Here is a 17,098-nt window from a genome sequence, read left to right as displayed (position 1 = left end):
TCAGTCGGCCGCAGGCGCGGTGGCGCTGCGGGGGGCGGTGGTCGGGCGGGCCATGGCGGCGCGGGCCGGTGCCGGGTTGGCGGCGGTGCCGGCGTCGGCCGGTTTGCCGGGTGCCGTGGCGGCAGGGCCGCCCGCTGCTGCGAGCGGCGCGGTGGCCGCTGCGGCCTTCGGCGTGTCGGCATCGTGCGGCCCGTTTTCCGGCGTGTCGAGCCCGCCGCCGAGCGCGGCCATCAGCGACGCATGGGCAGCCAGCCGTTCCGCTTCGACGCGCGTCTGGCTTTCCTGCGCGCGCAGCAGTTGCGACTGCGAGACGAGCACGTTCACGTAGTCGGTCAGGCCGCGCTTGAAGCCTTGATGCGAGAGATCGAAGCTGCGCCGCGTCAGCGACACCGAGCGCGCGGCGTCCTTGCGCTGCGTGTCGAGCGAGCGGATTCGCACCACGTTGTCGGCGATGTCCTTGAGCGCCGACACCAGCGTCTGGTTGTAGTGTTCGACGGCCTCGTCGTAGCCGGCCGCGGCTCCACCGAGTTGCGCGCGCAGTCGGCCGCCCTCGAAGATCGGCAGCGTGATCGCCGGGCCGGCCGTCCAGCCGCCGTTCATCGAACGCAGGAAGCCGGTGAGCGCCGAACCCACGCCGAAGCCGCCGAGCGAGGCCATCAGGTCGACGTTCGGGTAGAACTGCGCCTTGGCCACGTCGATGCCGCGTGCCTGCGCGTCGACCATCCAGCGCGCGGCCACCACGTCGGGGCGGCGGCCGATCAGCTCGGCGGGCAGCGCCGAAGGCAAGCTGGCCGGCGTTTCCAGCGACAGCGCCGGGCGCGTGAGCGCCTCGGCCGCGCCGGGGCCCTTGCCGGCCAGCGCCGCCAATTGATGGCGGCCGAGTTGCACCGCTTCCTCGTAGCTGTCGATCTGGCGGGAATAGTCGGGCAGCGGCGATTCGGCCTGGCTCAGTTCGAGCTGCGTGCCGATGCCGGCGCGCAGCCGCTTCTGCGCCAGCTCGACGAGTTCGTGCTGGCGGTCGTAGGCTTGATGGGCGATATCGAGCAGCGCGAAATTCTTCGCGAAATCGATATAGGTGCGCACCACGTTGACCTCGAGTTCGAGGCGCGCGGTGCGTTCGTCGGCCGCTTGTGCGCGTGCTGCATCGAGCGCACGCTCGGCGTTGTTCTTGTCCTTGCCCCAAAGATCGAGGTGATAGGACAGGTTCAGCGTGCCGGTGTTGTTCCAGGTGTTGCTGTTCGAGAGCGTGCCGGGGCCGTAGAAGTAGTCGTCGGGCCAGTGCTCGCGTTCGAGCGACAGCCGGCCGTCGAGCTGCGGCAATTCATCCGCATGGGCAACGCGCGCGGCGGCCTGCGCCTGGCGCACGCGCGCCTGGGCCGCCGCCAGCGACGGATTGCCGGCCTGCGCGGCGGTGATCCAGCCGTCCAGTTGCGGATCGCCGTAAGCGCGCCACCAATCGGCGCTGGGCCAGCCTGCATCGCGGTTCGCCGCCCGGATCGCCGATCCGGCATCGAGCGCGGACGGATCGACGCGCTTCGATTGCGGTGCAACATTGCCCATGCTTGCGCATCCGGCCATTGTTATTGAGATTGCAAGAACCGCGAGTGCAAGCGTCCCTCTTGTTGCCCGAGACTGCACGATTTTCTCCCGTTCTGATATAGATGACTGGGAAGCGATTATATTTTTTCAGTTATTGGTAGATAAGCCCGTAAGGGCGCAAGGCATTTTTACGAAATCCGAGATAATATTGCCGGGGCTTTGTGCAACAATCTGCCCGCAATCAAGGGGGAATCAGTATGGATACGCTTCAGAACATGCGTGTGTTCGTCCGCGTGGTCGATGCGGGTAGTTTTACTGCGGCCGCCCAGCAGCTCAATTCGACCACCGCCTATGCATCGCGCGCGGTGTCGGATCTGGAGTCGCATCTGCGCACGCGGCTGTTGAACCGCACCACACGGCGGATCGCGCTGACCGAGGCCGGCGAGCGTTATCTGCAGCGTTGCGAGCAGATCCTGGCCTATGTCGATCAGGCCGAAGCCGAGGCCAGCGACGCCCACGCGCGCCCGTCCGGCAAGCTCAAGGTGCATTGCATGACGAGCCTCGGCCAGCATTACGCGGTGCCGATGATCGCGCGCTACCGGCAGCGCTATCCCGAGGTGCAGGTGGATCTGACGCTCGCGCAGCGCCTGCCCGACCTGCTCGACGAAGGGTTCGACGTGTCGATCGTGATCGACCGCAACCTGCCTGATTCGGGCCTGGTCTCGCAGCGTCTCGGCGAAACCTTCAGCGTGGCCTGCGCATCGAGCGACTATCTCGAACGGCACGGCGTGCCGCGGGTGCCGCAGGATCTCGACGCGCATACCTGCCTCGGGATGGTCGCGCCCGGTTTCCAGTGGGACGAATGGACGCTGGTCGGGCCGGATGGCGAAAAAAGCCTGCCGGTGGCGTCGCCGCCGTTCCGGGTCAACGTGGCCGAAGCCTTGTCGGTGGCGATCCGCGAGGGGATGGGGATCGGCGTGCTGCCGCTCTATACCGCCATTACCGGCCTGCGCAACGGCGATTTCGTGCGTGTGATGCCCGAGTACCGCTCGCACGTGATGAACATTTACGCGTTGTACCCGTCGCGCCAGTATCTCGACGCGAAGATCCGCACCTGGGTCGATTTCATGCGCGAATCGTTGCCGGCCACGCTCGAGGCCGACATGACGGCGCTCAAGCTATTCACGCGCGAGACCTGATGCGTCGAATCGTTGGGCGCTCACACTTCTTTTCGGTCTCGCAACATTTTTTTACGCTTGAAACGCGCAGGGTTTGCTACTGTTGAGTCATTGGATGTCGGACTGACTGACGGAGAAAATCGATGAGCGCGCACTGGGTGATGTTGGGTCTCGCGGCCGTGACCGGCTGGATGGGTATCGTGGGTGCACGGGACCTGCTGCGCGCGAAGCAGCGCCAACTGGTACCGGTGCGGGTTCGGCGCCCGGACGACACGCAGGCGCGGAGCGCTTCGCGGTATTGAATCGGGTTGGTAAGCCGGCGGCATGAACGCCGGCTTTTTCGTGGCATTTTCGTGGGTAGGCAGCGGGCAGTTGTTACCGATTGCTACCGGCGTGACGATTTTACGCGATCGTTTCCACTCGATCGCAACACGGGCGTGCTTGTCGCACGCCCGTTGTCGTTTACGGCGCGTTACAGCTGTTCCACCGAAGTGGCGTGTGTGGTGTGCGTGGCGTTTGGCAGTGTCACCACCTTGTCCCATGCGAACGCGGGATTTTCGCGTTCACCCGTTTTCCGTCGAATGTAGCCTCGCGGGTTGCAGACCACGCGCGTACCGGCCGCCGTCTCGTAGTCGAACGAGGTATGCGTGTGGCCGTGGATCCACAGTGCAGCCGGCGGCGCCACCAGGGGTGTCAGGTCGCTGATGAAACCGGCCGAGACGATCTCGTTCGCGTAGCGCTCGGCCAGGCTCGCGCGATGCGGTGCGTGATGCGTCACCACGATCGTCTGCCCCGGCCACGGCTTGGCCAGCTCGGCTTCGAGCCACGCGCGCGCGCCGCGATGCAGGGCCAACGTGTCGGCCGGCGTCAGGGCGCGCGATTCGCCGGGGCCTGGGCTGCCGCCGCGTTCCGTATCGCCGGCCGCGGCCCAATCCACTTGAATCACACCGTTGAAATCGAACATCGTGCGGGCGCAGGCCGTCATTGCATTGGTGAGCGTGTCCTCGTCGCTGCCGAACAGCGCGAAATCGGTCCAGAGCGTCGTGCCGAGCACGCGAAAGCGGCCGTCCGGCGAAACGTAGGCATCGCCGTTCAGGTAATGGACGTTGTCGAGCGCGCGGGCCGTGTCGCGCATCGCGGCTTCGAGCGCACCGAACGCGCCGTCGTAATACTCGTGATTGCCGGGCACATAGATCACCGGCACGTCAGGATCGAAGTTCTCGGCCGCCCAGCGCAGGCCCTCGGCGTGATTGTGGATGTCGCCGGCCAGCACGACGAGATCGGCGGCGGCGCCGGGAATCGCTTCCGGCATGTTGCCTTCGAGATGCAGGTCGGACAGCACGCGCACGCGGATCGACATGAAAGCTCCTGCTTGGGGGACGTTCTGTGTGAGAGGCCGCGTTGGCCGGCTTACCGCAACACCTTCCCCGGATTCATCAACCCGAGCGGATCGAACGCCTGCTTCAGCGTCTTCATCAACCCGATTTCCACCGGCGACTTGTAGCGCTGCGCATCGTCGATCTTCAGTTGCCCGATGCCGTGTTCGGCGCTGATGGTGCCGTGATGGCGGTGCACGTTGTCGTACACGACACGGTTGATCGGTGCCTGGAATTCGGCGAGGAAGGCGCGGGCGTCGCCGCCCTCGGGCGTCTGCACGTTGTAGTGCAGGTTGCCGTCGCCGAGATGGCCGAACGTCACCATGCGCGCGCCGGGCGCGACCTGCTGAATGGCGGCGTCGGTTTCGTCGATGAAGCGCGCGATCGACGAGATCGGCACGGCGATGTCGTGCTTGACGTTGAGGCCTTCGTCGGACTGCGCGAGCGAGATATGTTCGCGCAGATCCCAGAACGCGCGCGACTGCGCGAGGTTTTCGGCCACCACGGCGTCCACCACGAGGCCGGCATCGAACGCTTCGGCCATCATCGCCTCGAACAGCGCGCGGGCGTGATCCTCGCTCTCGTTGTCGGACAGTTCGAGCAGCACGGTTTGCGCGTGCGGCGTCGCGAACGGGTAACGCAACTGCGGATAGTGCTTGCCGACCAGCCGCATGCAGAAATCGGACATCAGCTCGAAACCGGTCAGCAGCGGGCCGGCCGCGCGCTGTGCCAGCGCGAGGAAGTCGAGCGCGGCATGCGGCGATTCGAGCGCGGCGAGCGCGGTGACCTGCGCGGCCGGGCGCGGATGCAGCTTCATGACGGCTGCCGTGATGATGCCGAGCGTGCCCTCGGCACCGATGAACAGGTCGCGCAGATCATAGCCGGTGTTGTCCTTGCGCAGGCCGCGCAGGCCGTTCCAGATCTCGCCCTGCGGCGTGACGACCTCGAGGCCGAGGCACAGCTCGCGCGTGTTGCCGTAGCGCAGCACGGCGGTGCCGCCGGCGTTGGTCGACAGGTTGCCGCCGATCGTGCAACTGCCCTCGGCGGCCAGGCTCAGCGCGAACAGGCGGCCGGCTTCCTGCGCGCGTGCCTGCACGTCGGCCAGGATCACGCCGGCTTCGACGGTGATGGTGTTGTTGTGCGCGTCGAGTTCGCGGACGCGATTCAATCGTGCCACGCTGAGCACGGCCTGCGAGCCGCTGTCGTCGGGCGTGGCGCCGCCGGCAAGGCCCGTGTTGCCGCCTTGCGGCACCAGCGCGACACGGTGTTCGACGGCCAGCTTCACGACCGCCGCCACTTCTTCCGTGGTGCCGGGACGCAGCACCGCGCAGGTCGCGCCGTGGTAGCGCTTGCGCCAATCGGTGACGAACGGCGCGGTGTCCTGCGCATCGGTCAGCACATGGTCGGCGCCGATCGCGGCGCGGCAGGCATCGAGGAAGGCGGGGGAGGTGGTCATCGCGAGTGTCTCGAATTCGGTCAGGAGGGGCGGCGCGGCGGGCGTTTCGACGGCCGCGGGCGCCGCGCGGCATGGGCCTCATTGTCGGCCGGTTCGGCTCGGGCTGCGCCGGAGGCCGTGCCGATCTGCCGGGCAGCCAGTTTGGCGGCACGCTTGAACGGCGCCACATACGCAATCGTCGCCACGAAAAAGCCGAGCGCCAGCACGCATTCGACCCAACCCAGCCGAGCCGACAGCCCGCGATCGGTCATGCCGCGCACCACGCCCTCGGCAAGGTACAGCAGGATCAGCATCGACGCCCATTGCAGCGTATAGAGGCGCCGCCGCCACACGCCCGGCAGCATCAGCGCGAGCGGCACGGCCTTCAGCATCAGCGCCGAACCGCCGGGGCGCAGCGGTGCGAGCCAGACTTCCCACGCCACCGACAGCACGATCAGCGCGGCCAGACAGCCGGCCGCGGCGAGCGCGAAGGCGGAGCGGCCGGCGGGCGGCGCGGCGCGCGGGGTGTCCATCAGGCGGCGTCGAGCTTCGCGGCGGCGCGCGCGAGACGGGTGCCGAGCGCCACGGCCAGCGCCTTCTCGTCGGCCGAGATGCCGTGGCGCGTGCCCGGCTGGCCGCCGTGTGCGTGATGCGACGCACCGTATGGCGTGCCGCCGCCGTCGGTGGTGCTCAGTGCGCTCTCGGTAAACGGGATGCCGACGATTAGCATGCCGTGGTGCAAAAGCGGCAGCATCATCGACAACAGGGTGGATTCCTGGCCGCCGTGCAGGCTGCCGGTCGACGTGAACACGCAGCCGGGCTTGCCCGCCAGCGCGCCGGCGAGCCACTGCGGCGTGGTGCCGTCGAGGAAATACTTGAGCGGCGCGGCCATGTTGCCGAAGCGGGTGGGGGAGCCGAGCGCGAGGCCCGTGCATTCCTCGAGGTCGCGCAGTTCGGCGTAGGGCGGGCCGTCGGACGGGATATCGGGTTCGCTGGATTCGCAGACGGTGGAAACCGGTGGCACGGTGCGGATGCGGGCCTGCATGCCGGGTACGGCATCGACGCCGGCCGCGATCGCCAGTGCAAGATCGCGCGTGGCGCCGTGGCGGCTGTAATAGAGCACCAGGATGTCTTTCATAGGTCCCTTGAGTGAGCGGCTATTATAGGGGGTGCGACCGCGGCGAAGCCGGCGGAGCAGGCCGTCCGAAGGAGAAAGCCGTTGCCGAAGTTGAGTGTGGATCTCGACACCATCAAGCGTCTCGCGCGCTTCGCCGCCCGCCGTGGCGCGGAAGATCGCATCCCGCAGGTCGCGGGCAGCCTGACGTTCACCACGATCCTCGCGCTGGTGCCGCTTGTAACGGTGGCGTTCGCGCTGTTCACGGCGTTCCCGATCTTCTCGTCGTTCCAGTCGTCGCTGCAGGGCTTTCTCGCCGATCACCTGATGCCGGCGCAGTTCAACAGCCAGATCTTCAAGTACCTGAATCAGTTCTCCGCCAAGGCCAAGGGGCTGACCACGGCCGGCCTGATCGTGCTGGTGGTCACGGCCGTGATGACGATGATGACGGTGGAATCGGCGTTCAACGTGATCTGGCGCGTGCGCAAGTCGCGGCCGTTCGCGCAGCGCGTGCTGGCGTACTGGGCCATCATCACGCTCGGCCCGCTGCTGTTCGGCGTGAGCCTGTCGATCTCGTCCTATTTGTTTACCAAGTCGCTGGCCTTTGCGGGCGCGCCGGATTCGGTCAACTCGTTCGAATGGCTGTTGACGATCGCGTCGCTGCCGCTGACGGTGCTGGCCTTCACGCTGCTCTATGTCTTTTTGCCGAATTGCACGGTGGCCTGGCGCGATGCCGTGGTGGGCGGGATCTGCGCGGCGATCGCCTTCGAGCTGGCCAAGCGCGGCTTCGGTTACTACGTGCGGCGGATTCCGACCTACACGGCCGTGTATGGTGCGTTTGCGGCGGTGCCGCTGTTCCTGCTATGGATGTATCTGAGCTGGCTGATCACCTTGGCCGGGGCGATGCTGACCTCGGCGCTGCCGGTGATCCGCATCGGCCAGTTCCACCGGGTCGACTATCCGGGCAGCGATCTGCTCGATGCCGTCGCGCTGCTGGCGCGTCTGGCCGATGCCCAGGATGCCGGAAAACCGGGCCATTCGGCGGCGCGGCTGGCGGTGATGGTGCGCTGCGGCATGGAAACGGCGCAGCGGTTGCTGTCGGCGATGGAGGATCGCGAGTGGGTCGCGCGGCTGGAGGGCGGGAACAGTGCGGCGTCGCGCTACATCCTGCTGGCCAACCGGGAGAAACTGACGGTTTCCCAACTGTTCGACGCGTTCGTGGTCGATCGCGACGAGCTGCTCTATCAGGCCCAGCGCGGCCGCGCGGCGATCGACGGCACGCGCCTGATCGCGGCGCTGACGGGCGAGCCGCTCGGCGCGACGCTGGCCGACCTGCTGACCCGGCGGGACGTGACGCAAGCCGACGAAGCGGGCGAAACCAATGGCACAGGCGGCGAACCGAGTGCCGGCAAGACCGCCGCACCGCCGCCTGAAACGGCCTGAACGCCCCGATCCGCGGCTGCCTTACAGCCGCACCCGCCCGATGCAGATGTCCTTGAACATCACCCAATCGCCCATCAGGCTGTAGACCGGATGCCGAAACGTGGCCGGGCGGTTCTTTTCGAAGAAGAAGTGGCCGACCCAGGCGAACCCGTAACCGCACACGATGGCGGCCGGCAGCCAGCCCCAATGGCCGGTGGCGATCGCCATCGCGAGGCAGCCGATCACGCCGAGGCTGCCGGCGAAATGCAGCCGCCGCGACACGCGGTTGCTGTGCTCGCCGAGATAGAACGGGTAGAACTGGGCGAAATTTGCGAAATCCTCGCCTTGGGCGGTGCGCGTCATGGCTGTCTCCCGGGCGGGCGGCATGCCCGTCTCGTCATGGCGGCCATTGTGCGGCTCGCGGCGGCAGGCCGCAACCGCCAGGCTGGACCGCCCCCCGGCACCTGCCGTAGGGGCTTGCCGGGCGGGCCTCGCGCTTTCCTTTTGATGGGGTTTCCGATAGGATCGAAAACCGGTTATGTACCATCCAGTTTTGGGGGCAAGAATGCGCGTCAGCGATATTCTGAAAGTCAAGGGCAACACGCTGTACACCGTGACGCCTGATATGCCGCTGCGCGAGGCAGTCGATACGATGGCGGAGCGCGATATCGGTTCGCTCGTCGTGATGGAGTACGGCGATCTGGTCGGAATCCTGACGTTCCGCGAGATCATCCTGCGCCTGAAGGCCAATGGCGGCGCGATCGGCGATGTCCAGGTCCGCAAGGTCATGGACGATCCGCTCACCTGCACGCCGGAAACGGACGTCAACGAAGTGCGCCGGATGATGCTCGAGCGCCATGCGCGCTACATGCCGGTGCTCGAGAAGCGCGTGCTGATGGGCGTGATTTCGTTCTACGACGTCGCGAAAACGGTGGTCGAGGCGCAGAGTTTCGAAAATCGCATGCTGAAGGCGTATATCCGCGATTGGCCGCCCGAGCCGGACGGCGAAGTGCATCAAGCACCCGCGGCGAACTGATCCGGGCTCACCGAATCAAGGCAGTCTGCCAAGGCCGGCTGCCCGTCACACCGGATGCGCAGGACGGGCCGCGCATCTTCCCACGGCCGGTACGCGAACGCGTGCCGGCCGTTTTCGATCCGACACACCGACCGCGTGCGGCGTCGATGCCGCGCGCCCCGAGCGCATGAGCGATTCCAATACGACAACCACCACGCGGCGCAACGAACGCCATTCGCACTCGTCGCAATTCGGCCTGCTTCGCCAGCGACGCTTCGCCCCGTTCTTCGCCACGCAGTTCTTCGGCGCGCTGAACGACAACGTCTTCAAGATCGGCTTCACCTCGCTGATCACCTACCAGAGCACGAAATTCAACGGTGTCGATCCCAAGACGGCCGCGTTCCTGATTTCGGCCGTGTTCATCCTGCCGTTCATGCTGTTCTCGGCCACCTCCGGCCAGATCGCCGACAAATACGACAAGGCGCGCCTCACGCGCTTCGTCAAGACCTTCGAGATCGCGCTGATGCTGGTGGGTGCGGCCGGCTTCGTCACCCATGTCGCCTCGCTGCTGTATCTGTGTACGTTCATGATGGGCATGCACTCCACGCTGTTCGGCCCCGTCAAGTATTCCTACCTGCCGCAGCATCTGAGCGACAAGGAACTGGTGGGCGGCAACGGGCTGGTCGAGATGGGTACCTTCGTCGCGATCCTGATCGGCACCATCATCGGCGGCGCGGCGGCCGGCATCGACGGGCGCGGCGAGCTGCTGCTGGCCGTCAGTTGCGTGGTGATCGCCGTGATCGGACGGTTGGTGGCCTCGGGCGTGCCGGTCACGCCCGCGCCGCAGCCGGATCTGAAGATCAACTGGAATCCGGTGTCGGAAACCTGGCGCAACCTGAAGCTGGCCGGCCAGAACCGCACCGTGTTCCTGAGCCTGCTCGGCATCTCGTGGCTGTGGTTCGTCGGCGCGACGTTCCTGACATCGTTCTTCGGGTTCGCCAAGGACGTGATGTCGGCCAACCCCGACGTCGTCACCGTGCTGCTGGCCACGTTCTCGATCGGGATCGGCCTGGGTTCGATGCTGTGCGAGAAGCTCTCGCGCAACCGCGTCGAGATCGGCCTGGTGCCGCTCGGCTCGATCGGCATCAGCGTGTTCGCGATCGACCTGTACTTCGCGAGCCACGTGCTGCCGGCGCACACGCACTTGCTGAACGTCGGCGAATTCCTCGCGCAACCGGCGCACTGGCGCGTGCTGGCCGACCTGTTCCTGCTCGCGATGTTCGGTGGTTTCTACAGCGTGCCGCTCTACGCGCTGATCCAGAGCCGCAGCGCGCCGACCCACCGCGCGCGCATCATCGCCGCGAACAACATCCTCAATTCGCTGTTCATGGTGGCGTCGGCGTTGATGGCGATGGGCCTGACGCATGCGGGCGTCGGTATTCCGGGGCTGTTCCTCGTCACGGGGCTGCTGAACGTGGTGGTGGCCGCCTACATCTATTCGCTGGTGCCGGAATTCCTGCTGCGCTTCGTGGCCTGGGTGCTGGTGCACACGTTCTATCGCATTCGCCTGGTGCATGCCGAGCGGATTCCCGAGGACACGGGGGCGGTGCTGGTCTGCAATCACGTCAGCTATGTGGATGCGCTCGTGATCGCCGCCGCCAGCCCGCGCCCGATCCGTTTCGTGATGGATTACCGGATCTTCCGCGCGCCGCTCGCGAGCTGGGCGTTTCGCCATGCCAAGGCGATTCCGATCGCGCCGCGCCACGAGAATCCCGAGATGCTGGAGCGTGCCTATGCGGCCTGCGAAGCGGCGCTCAAGGACGGCGATCTGGTCTGCATCTTCCCGGAAGGCAAGCTCACGCGTACCGGCGAGATCAACACGTTCCACCACGGCGTGACCGAAATCCTGCGCCGCGCCGACGTGCCGGTGGTGCCGATGGCGCTGCGCGGGCTATGGGGCAGCTGGTTCTCGCGGCACAGCGATGCGCGCTGGCCTCGGCCGGTGCAGAAGGGCGCGATGAGCCGCCTGACGCTGGCGGTCGGCGAGCCGATCGAGTCCTCGGCGGCCTTGCCGGACGTGTTGCAGAAGGTGGTGACCGAACTGCGCGGCTTGCGGAAATAGGGCGCGAATAGCGTGCAATCGGGCGTCGGCGGGGCCGCGCCCCCTCGACAGGCGGGGCGGCTGGCATAATAGCGGTTTCCCCGACTTTCTCCTGGAACGGCTCCCATGTCCGGCAATACCCTCGGCAAGCTCTTCACTGTCACGACCTTCGGCGAATCGCACGGCCCCGCGATCGGCTGCGTGATCGACGGCTGCCCGCCGGGGATGGAACTGACCGAAGCCGACATCCAGCTCGAACTCGACCGCCGCAAGCCCGGCACCTCGCGTCATGTCACGCAGCGCCAGGAGCCGGACTCCGTCGAAATTCTCTCGGGCATCTTCGAGGGGCGCACCACCGGCACGCCGATCGGGCTGCTGATCCGCAACACCGATCAGCGCAGCAAGGATTACGGCAACATCGTCGAAACCTTCCGCCCCGGTCACGCCGATTACACCTACTGGCAGAAATACGGCATCCGCGATTACCGCGGCGGCGGCCGTTCGTCGGCGCGCCTGACCGCGCCGATCGTCGGCGCCGGCGCGGTGGCCAAGAAGTGGCTGCGCGAGCGCTTCGGCATCGAGGTGCGTGGCTACATGAGCGCGCTGGGCGCGATCGACGTGCCGTTCGTCGACTGGTCGCATGTGCGCGAGAACCCGTTCTTCGCGCCGAACGCCGAGATCGTCCCGCAACTCGAGGATTACATGGATGCACTGCGCAAGGACGGCGATTCGATCGGCGCGCGCATCAACGTGGTGGCCTCCGGCGTGCCGGTCGGCTGGGGCGAGCCGCTCTACGATCGCCTCGATGCCGATATCGCCCACGCGATGATGGCGATCAACGCGGTTAAGGGCGTCGAGATCGGCGCCGGCTTCGCGAGCATCGCGCAGCGCGGCTCCGAGCACGGCGACGAAATCACGCCGCAGGGCTTCGTCGGCAATCACGCGGGCGGCATTCTGGGCGGCATCTCGACGGGCCAGGATCTGACGGTATCGATCGCCATCAAGCCGACCTCGAGCATCCGCACGCCGCGCCGCTCGATTACGAAGGCGGGCGAGGAATCGGTCGTCGAAACCTTCGGCCGCCACGATCCGTGCGTCGGCATCCGCGCGACGCCGATCGCCGAATCGATGCTGGCGCTGGTGCTGATCGATCACGCGCTGCGTCATCGTGCGCAGTGCGGCGACGTTCACACCACCACGCCTAAGATCGCGCCGGAAGCGCCGTAAGCTGCTCGATTGTCCCTCCATAAAATAACGGGCCTCGCGATTCGATTCGCGAGGCCTGTTTCGTTTCCGGCGTCAGGGGTGCCGGCAGCGCTTACATGTTCGGATAGTTCGGTCCGCCGCCGCCTTCCGGCGTGACCCACACGATGTTCTGCGTCGGATCCTTGATGTCGCAGGTCTTGCAGTGGACGCAGTTCTGCGCGTTGATCACGAGGCGGTCGCTGCCGTCGTCGTTCTTCTGGAACTCGTACACGGCCGCCGGGCAGAAGCGCGCTTCCGGGCCGGCGTAGGTGTGCAGGTTCACGTTGACCGGCACGCTCGGGTCCTTCAGCGTCAGGTGGGCCGGTTGGTTCTCTTCATGGTTGGTGTTCGAGATGAACACCGACGACAGGCGATCGAACGTCAGCTTGCCGTCCGGCTTCGGATACGCGATCGGCGTGCATTGCGAGGCCGGCTTCAGCATCTCGTGGTCGGCGTGCTGGTGATGGAGCGTCCACGGCACGTTGCCGCCCAGCAGCTTCTGCTCGATGCCGACCATCACCGTGCCCAGATACAGGCCCTTGGCCATCCACTGCTTGAAGTTGCGCGCCTTGTACAGCTCCGTGTAAAGCCACGACTGCTTGAAGGCTTCCGGATAGGCCGTCAGCTCGTCGCGCTCGCGGCCGGCCTGCACGGCCTCGAACGCGGCGTCGGCGGCCAGCATGCCGGTCTTGATCGCGGCGTGGCTGCCCTTGATGCGCGAGGCGTTCAGGAAGCCGGCGTCGTCGCCGACCAGCGCGCCGCCCGGGAACACCGTTTTCGGCAGCGATACCAGCCCGCCCGCGGTAATGGCGCGCGCGCCGTACGACACGCGCTTGCCGCCTTCCAGGAACTTGCGGATTTCCGGGTGAGTCTTGTAGCGCTGGAATTCCTCGAACGGTGAGAGATACGGGTTCGAGTAGCCCAGGCCCACCACGAAACCGACCACCACCTGGTTGTTGTCCATGTGATACAGGAACGAACCGCCGTAGGTGTCCGAGGCGAGCGGCCAGCCGGCCGTGTGGATCACGAGGCCCGGCTTGTGCTTGGCCGGATCGATTTCCCACAGCTCCTTGATGCCGATCCCGTAGGCCTGCGGATCGGCGTTCGCGTTCAACTGGAACTTGTCGATCAGTTGGCGGCCCAGGTTGCCGCGGCAGCCTTCGGCGAACAGCGTGTACTTGGCGTGCAGCTCCATGCCGAGCTGGAAGTTCTCGGTGGGCTCGCCGTCCTTGCCGATGCCGAGGTTGCCGGTAGCCACGCCCTTCACCGAACCCTCTTCGTGATAGAGGATTTCGGCGGCCGGGAAACCCGGGAAGATCTCGACGCCGAGCGCTTCAGCCTGCTGACCGAGCCAGCGCGTGACGTTGCCCAGGCTGATCACGTAGTTGCCGTGATTCTTGAAATTGTCGGGCAGCGCCCAGTTCGGCACCGACTTCGCGCCGGTTTCGCTGAGGAACAGGAAGCGGTCTTCGGCCACTTCCACGTTGAGCGGCGCGCCTTTTTCCTTCCAGTCGGGGAATAGCTCGCCGATCGCGCGCGGGTCCATCACGGCGCCCGACAGGATGTGCGCGCCGATTTCCGAACCCTTCTCGAGCACGCAGACGTTGATTTCGCCGCCTTTTTCCGCCGCGAGCTGCTTCAGCCGGATGGCCGCCGACAGGCCGGCCGGGCCGCCGCCGACGATCACGACGTCGTATTCCATCGACTCTCGGGGGCCGTATTGCTCGATCAGGCTTGTGGGGGTCATGAGCGTTCCTCTAACCGTTAGAATGCTTTTTAATTGGGAGCGTATTGTCGATCAAATAAAACGGTTGCCGCAACAGAATGCGGCTAGATTAGCACGATCGTTCTATTTATATGATAAGGTTCCTGCCCGGCAGCAAGCCGCATGCCGGGCTATCCAGCAAGGGAGTTGTGATGGGTCGTTCGATCAATCTGGAAGGCAAGGTGGCGATGGTGACAGGCGCGTCGAGCGGGCTGGGCCAACGCTTCGCGCAGGTGCTCTCGGAGGCCGGCGCGAAAGTCGTGCTGGCGAGCCGTCGTATCGAGCGCCTCAAGGAACTGCGCGCGCAGATCGAGGCAGCCGGCGGCGCGGCGCACGTCGTGTCGCTCGACGTGACCGATCACCAGAGCATTCGCGCCGCGGTGGCGCACGCTGAAACGGAAGCCGGCACGATCGATATCCTGGTCAACAATTCCGGTGTATCGACGATGCAGAAGCTGGTCGACGTGACGCCCGAGGATTTCGGCTTCGTGTTCGACACCAACACGCGCGGCGCGTTTTTCGTCGCGCAGGAAGTGGCCAAACGGATGATGATGCGCGGCAACGGCCACGGCAAACCGCCGTATCGCATCATCAATATCGCCTCGGTGGCCGGCCTGCGGGTGTTTCCGCAGATCGGCCTGTATTCGATGAGCAAGGCCTCCGTGGTGCACATGACGCGCGCGATGGCCAGCGAATGGGGCCGGCACGGCATCAACGTCAACGCGATCTGCCCCGGCTACATCGATACCGAAATCAATCACGACCTGTGGGAAACCGAGCAGGGCCGCAAGCTGCAGTCGATGCTGCCGCGCCGGCGCGTCGGCAAACCGCAGGATCTCGACGGCCTGCTCCTGCTGCTGGCGGCCGACGAGTCGCAATTCGTCAACGGCTCGATCATCTCGGCCGACGACGGGTTCGGGCTCGCATGAAGCGGCGGTCTGCTGGAAGAAAGTGAAATGAGCGAATACGTTCCCGTTTTCGAGATGTCGATGCCGATCCGGTGGGGCGACATGGATGCGTTCGGCCATGTCAACAACACGGTCTATTTCCGCTACATGGAGCAGGCGCGGATCTCGTGGTTCGAGGCGCTCGGCATTGCGGGCGGCAACGGCGAAGGGCAGGGGCCGGTGATCGTCACGGCCTCGATGGAGTTCCTCAAGCAGTTGCACTATCCGGGCGACGTGATCGCACGCATGACCGTCGCCAAGCCGGGGCGCAGCAGCTTCGACACCGGGTTCGAGCTGGCCCGGGCAGACGATCCGAGCCACTTGTACGCGCGCGGGAACGCGCGCTGCGTCTGGGTCGATTACGCGCTCGGCAAATCCACGCCATTGCCGGAACTGCTGCGCGATACGATCGAAGCGGCGCTGCGCCAGCGCGTCGAGTAAGCGGCAGGCCGCGTCGGGCTCTTGCACGGCGCAATCGCGCGCCGCGCCGCTACTGGCCGAGCAGCCGCTGCAGCAGCTCGGCCGTGTTCGCCGTGCCGTACTTGCGCATCAGCCGCGCGCGGTAGATATCGACCGTGCGCGAACTGATGTCCAGCACGCGGCCGATCTGCTTGCTGGTCTTGCCGGTGGCCAGTTGCGCGGCGATCTCGCGCTCGCGCGGCGTCAGTTCCACGGCCACGCGCCGCGTCGCGCTCAAATCCTCGAAGGTCCACACGCCGTCGGCGAGCGGCGCCGCGCGGTCGAGCGCGCGGCCCGTCACATGGCACCAGAACAGCTCGCCGTCGGCGCGCTTCATGATCCGTTCGTCCGCATAGCAGCCGGTTGCACTCATCACCCGGGTGATGCGCTCGCCGATTCGCTGGAATTCGTCCGGCGACGGATAGAGCACGCGGTACGACTGGCCGATCAGGTCGGTGCGGCGGCAGCGGAACATCGCCGCGAGTGCGTCGTTGCAATCCTCGATCACGCGGTCGCGCGACAGCACGAGGCCGATCGGCGCAAGGTGGAAGGCAGTCTGGTAATCGAGTTCGGGCATCGGGCGGTGTTGTCGGGCGTTCGCGCATGGTGGTGAACGCTTATGTATTTTTGCGTATTGTGCCGTATCGGCTGCCCATCGTACCCTTTCCGGCAAATCACTCGACGGAAGTGCCGCGTTGTCAACGCGGGATCATCCGAGGGTGTCTAGAATGACGCGGCAGGTTCGACACGCGTCGCGAACCGGTTCGACTGGTTTCCATAGAGGAAGGGACAGAAAGATGAACAAGATCTACCCAAGCGCGGCTGCCGCGCTCGAGGGCATTGTCGCGGACGGGCAGGCCTATGCCGTCGGCGGCTTCGGCCTGTGCGGGATCCCCGAGGCGCTGATCGCCGCGCTGCGCGACACCGCCGTCAAGAACATCACCTGTATCAGCAACAACGCGGGCGTGGATGGCTTCGGCCTCGGCCTGTTGCTCGAAACGCGGCAGATCAAGAAGATGATCTCGTCGTATGTCGGCGAGAACAAGGAATTCGAGCGCCAGTACCTGTCGGGCGAACTCGAGCTCGAATTCACGCCGCAGGGCACGCTGGCCGAGAAGCTGCGCGCCGGCGGCGCGGGCATCCCGGCGTTCTTCACCAACACCGGCTACGGCACCGTGATCGCGGAAGGCAAGGAAACGCGCCAGTTCGGCGAGAACCACTACGTGCTGGAGCCGTCGCTGACGGCCGATGTCGCGCTAGTGAAGGCCTGGAAGGCCGACAAGTCGGGCAACCTGATCTATCGCCGCACCGCGCGCAACTTCAACCCGATGTGCGCGATGGCCGGCCGCATCACGGTGGCGGAAGTCGAGGAAATCGTCGAGAACGGCGAGCTCGATCCGGATCACATCCACACGCCGGGCATCTTCGTGCAGCGTCTCGTGCTGAACGCGACGCCGGAAAAACGTATCGAACAACGCGTCGTGCGCGCGAAAGGAGACTGA

17 protein-coding genes are annotated in these 17,098 nt (G+C 65.9%); 9 read left to right on the top strand and 8 right to left on the bottom strand.

The genetic code is table 11. From position 1 onward, the window contains the following. The gene (locus AB4851_RS27500; protein WP_414449591.1) at positions 1-1,560 is read right to left on the bottom strand and encodes an efflux transporter outer membrane subunit; all 1,560 of its coding nucleotides are present in this window, start codon (positions 1,558-1,560) and stop codon (positions 1-3) included. Between the two features lie 236 nt (positions 1,561-1,796). Between AB4851_RS27500 and AB4851_RS27495 the strand changes: the two genes are divergently transcribed. Both AB4851_RS27495 and AB4851_RS27490 read left to right on the top strand, forming a co-directional pair. Next, positions 1,797-2,738 (top strand): LysR family transcriptional regulator, encoded by a 942-nt coding sequence (locus tag AB4851_RS27495; RefSeq protein WP_414449590.1) that lies wholly within the window; start codon positions 1,797-1,799, stop codon positions 2,736-2,738. Between the two features lie 122 nt (positions 2,739-2,860). Next, entirely contained in the window at positions 2,861-3,019 is a 159-nt protein-coding gene (locus AB4851_RS27490) for a hypothetical protein (RefSeq protein ID WP_414449589.1), read from the top strand. A 170-nt stretch (positions 3,020-3,189) separates the two neighbouring features. On the opposite strand, the gene AB4851_RS27485 is transcribed toward AB4851_RS27490, so the two are convergent. Genes AB4851_RS27485 through wrbA form a run of 4 tightly spaced genes read right to left on the bottom strand, consistent with a single transcriptional unit; the run spans position 3,190 to position 6,666 of the window. Continuing rightward, on the bottom strand, positions 3,190-4,071 hold the full coding sequence (locus tag AB4851_RS27485; protein WP_414451962.1) for a metallophosphoesterase: 882 nt from the start codon (positions 4,069-4,071) through the stop codon (positions 3,190-3,192). A 56-nt stretch (positions 4,072-4,127) separates the two neighbouring features. Continuing rightward, complete coding sequence (locus AB4851_RS27480; RefSeq protein ID WP_414449588.1) at positions 4,128-5,549, bottom strand: FAD-binding oxidoreductase; 1,422 nt, start codon at positions 5,547-5,549, stop codon at positions 4,128-4,130. Positions 5,550-5,569: 20 nt separating this feature from the next. Further along, positions 5,570-6,061, bottom strand: a complete 492-nt coding sequence (locus tag AB4851_RS27475; RefSeq protein ID WP_414449587.1) for a DUF2069 domain-containing protein — start codon at positions 6,059-6,061, stop codon at positions 5,570-5,572. After that, on the bottom strand, positions 6,061-6,666 hold the full coding sequence (gene wrbA / locus AB4851_RS27470) for an NAD(P)H:quinone oxidoreductase (RefSeq protein WP_414449586.1): 606 nt from the start codon (positions 6,664-6,666) through the stop codon (positions 6,061-6,063). The genes AB4851_RS27475 and wrbA overlap by 1 nt, the downstream gene beginning before the upstream one ends. Positions 6,667-6,747: 81 nt before the next feature. On the opposite strand from wrbA, the gene AB4851_RS27465 reads away from it, so the two are divergent. After that, positions 6,748-8,085: a YihY family inner membrane protein gene (locus AB4851_RS27465; RefSeq protein ID WP_414449585.1), complete on the top strand. Its 1,338-nt coding sequence runs from the start codon at positions 6,748-6,750 to the stop codon at positions 8,083-8,085. A 21-nt stretch (positions 8,086-8,106) separates the two neighbouring features. Here the strand turns inward: AB4851_RS27465 and AB4851_RS27460 are convergent, their stop codons facing one another. Beyond that, positions 8,107-8,427: an Mpo1-like protein gene (locus AB4851_RS27460; RefSeq protein ID WP_414449584.1), complete on the bottom strand. Its 321-nt coding sequence runs from the start codon at positions 8,425-8,427 to the stop codon at positions 8,107-8,109. Positions 8,428-8,629: 202 nt separating this feature from the next. Here AB4851_RS27460 and AB4851_RS27455 point away from each other — a divergent pair, with 202 nt between their 5' ends. The 3 genes from AB4851_RS27455 (at position 8,630) to aroC (ending at position 12,407) form a co-directional block, all read left to right on the top strand. Further along, positions 8,630-9,100 (top strand): CBS domain-containing protein, encoded by a 471-nt coding sequence (locus tag AB4851_RS27455; RefSeq protein WP_414444924.1) that lies wholly within the window; start codon positions 8,630-8,632, stop codon positions 9,098-9,100. A 166-nt stretch (positions 9,101-9,266) separates the two neighbouring features. Next, positions 9,267-11,201 (top strand): MFS transporter, encoded by a 1,935-nt coding sequence (locus tag AB4851_RS27450; protein ID WP_414449583.1) that lies wholly within the window; start codon positions 9,267-9,269, stop codon positions 11,199-11,201. A gap of 105 nt (positions 11,202-11,306) precedes the next feature. Beyond that, on the top strand, positions 11,307-12,407 hold the full coding sequence (gene aroC / locus AB4851_RS27445; protein ID WP_414449582.1) for a chorismate synthase: 1,101 nt from the start codon (positions 11,307-11,309) through the stop codon (positions 12,405-12,407). Between the two features lie 91 nt (positions 12,408-12,498). On the opposite strand, the gene AB4851_RS27440 is transcribed toward aroC, so the two are convergent. Next, positions 12,499-14,172 carry an electron transfer flavoprotein-ubiquinone oxidoreductase gene (locus AB4851_RS27440; protein ID WP_414449581.1) on the bottom strand — a complete coding sequence of 558 codons (1,674 nt, stop codon included), beginning with the start codon at positions 14,170-14,172 and terminating at the stop codon, positions 12,499-12,501. 170 nt (positions 14,173-14,342) lie between these two features. Here AB4851_RS27440 and AB4851_RS27435 point away from each other — a divergent pair, with 170 nt between their 5' ends. Both AB4851_RS27435 and AB4851_RS27430 read left to right on the top strand, forming a co-directional pair. Beyond that, complete coding sequence (locus AB4851_RS27435) at positions 14,343-15,119, top strand: SDR family oxidoreductase (RefSeq protein ID WP_414444928.1); 777 nt, start codon at positions 14,343-14,345, stop codon at positions 15,117-15,119. A gap of 27 nt (positions 15,120-15,146) precedes the next feature. Then, complete coding sequence (locus AB4851_RS27430) at positions 15,147-15,578, top strand: acyl-CoA thioesterase (RefSeq protein ID WP_414449580.1); 432 nt, start codon at positions 15,147-15,149, stop codon at positions 15,576-15,578. A 49-nt stretch (positions 15,579-15,627) separates the two neighbouring features. On the opposite strand, the gene AB4851_RS27425 is transcribed toward AB4851_RS27430, so the two are convergent. Then, positions 15,628-16,173, bottom strand: coding sequence for a LuxR C-terminal-related transcriptional regulator (locus tag AB4851_RS27425; protein ID WP_414444930.1), 546 nt, complete (start codon positions 16,171-16,173; stop codon positions 15,628-15,630). Positions 16,174-16,393: 220 nt separating this feature from the next. Between AB4851_RS27425 and AB4851_RS27420 the strand changes: the two genes are divergently transcribed. Next, positions 16,394-17,098 (top strand): CoA transferase subunit A, encoded by a 705-nt coding sequence (locus AB4851_RS27420; protein WP_414449579.1) that lies wholly within the window; start codon positions 16,394-16,396, stop codon positions 17,096-17,098.

Source organism: Burkholderia sp. 22PA0099, assembly GCF_047497165.1.
Taxonomy (GTDB): domain Bacteria; phylum Pseudomonadota; class Gammaproteobacteria; order Burkholderiales; family Burkholderiaceae; genus Burkholderia.
Note: the sequence above shows the minus strand (reverse complement) of the source record. Positions and strands in the feature narration are given on the sequence as shown.

What these genes read in the sequence shown, in the direction of transcription:
- AB4851_RS27500 (WP_414449591.1), bottom strand. Translation starts at nt 1,560, where the DNA reads ATGGGCAATGTTGCACCGCAATCGAAGCGCGTCGATCCGTCCGCGCTC.
- AB4851_RS27495 (WP_414449590.1), top strand. Translation starts at nt 1,797, where the DNA reads ATGGATACGCTTCAGAACATGCGTGTGTTCGTCCGCGTGGTCGATGCG.
- AB4851_RS27490 (WP_414449589.1), top strand. Translation starts at nt 2,861, where the DNA reads ATGAGCGCGCACTGGGTGATGTTGGGTCTCGCGGCCGTGACCGGCTGG.
- AB4851_RS27480 (WP_414449588.1), bottom strand. Translation starts at nt 5,549, where the DNA reads ATGACCACCTCCCCCGCCTTCCTCGATGCCTGCCGCGCCGCGATCGGC.
- AB4851_RS27475 (WP_414449587.1), bottom strand. Translation starts at nt 6,061, where the DNA reads ATGGACACCCCGCGCGCCGCGCCGCCCGCCGGCCGCTCCGCCTTCGCG.
- wrbA (WP_414449586.1), bottom strand. Translation starts at nt 6,666, where the DNA reads ATGAAAGACATCCTGGTGCTCTATTACAGCCGCCACGGCGCCACGCGC.
- AB4851_RS27460 (WP_414449584.1), bottom strand. Translation starts at nt 8,427, where the DNA reads ATGACGCGCACCGCCCAAGGCGAGGATTTCGCAAATTTCGCCCAGTTC.
- AB4851_RS27455 (WP_414444924.1), top strand. Translation starts at nt 8,630, where the DNA reads ATGCGCGTCAGCGATATTCTGAAAGTCAAGGGCAACACGCTGTACACC.
- AB4851_RS27450 (WP_414449583.1), top strand. Translation starts at nt 9,267, where the DNA reads ATGAGCGATTCCAATACGACAACCACCACGCGGCGCAACGAACGCCAT.
- aroC (WP_414449582.1), top strand. Translation starts at nt 11,307, where the DNA reads ATGTCCGGCAATACCCTCGGCAAGCTCTTCACTGTCACGACCTTCGGC.
- AB4851_RS27440 (WP_414449581.1), bottom strand. Translation starts at nt 14,172, where the DNA reads ATGACCCCCACAAGCCTGATCGAGCAATACGGCCCCCGAGAGTCGATG.
- AB4851_RS27435 (WP_414444928.1), top strand. Translation starts at nt 14,343, where the DNA reads ATGGGTCGTTCGATCAATCTGGAAGGCAAGGTGGCGATGGTGACAGGC.
- AB4851_RS27430 (WP_414449580.1), top strand. Translation starts at nt 15,147, where the DNA reads ATGAGCGAATACGTTCCCGTTTTCGAGATGTCGATGCCGATCCGGTGG.
- AB4851_RS27425 (WP_414444930.1), bottom strand. Translation starts at nt 16,173, where the DNA reads ATGCCCGAACTCGATTACCAGACTGCCTTCCACCTTGCGCCGATCGGC.
- AB4851_RS27420 (WP_414449579.1), top strand. Translation starts at nt 16,394, where the DNA reads ATGAACAAGATCTACCCAAGCGCGGCTGCCGCGCTCGAGGGCATTGTC.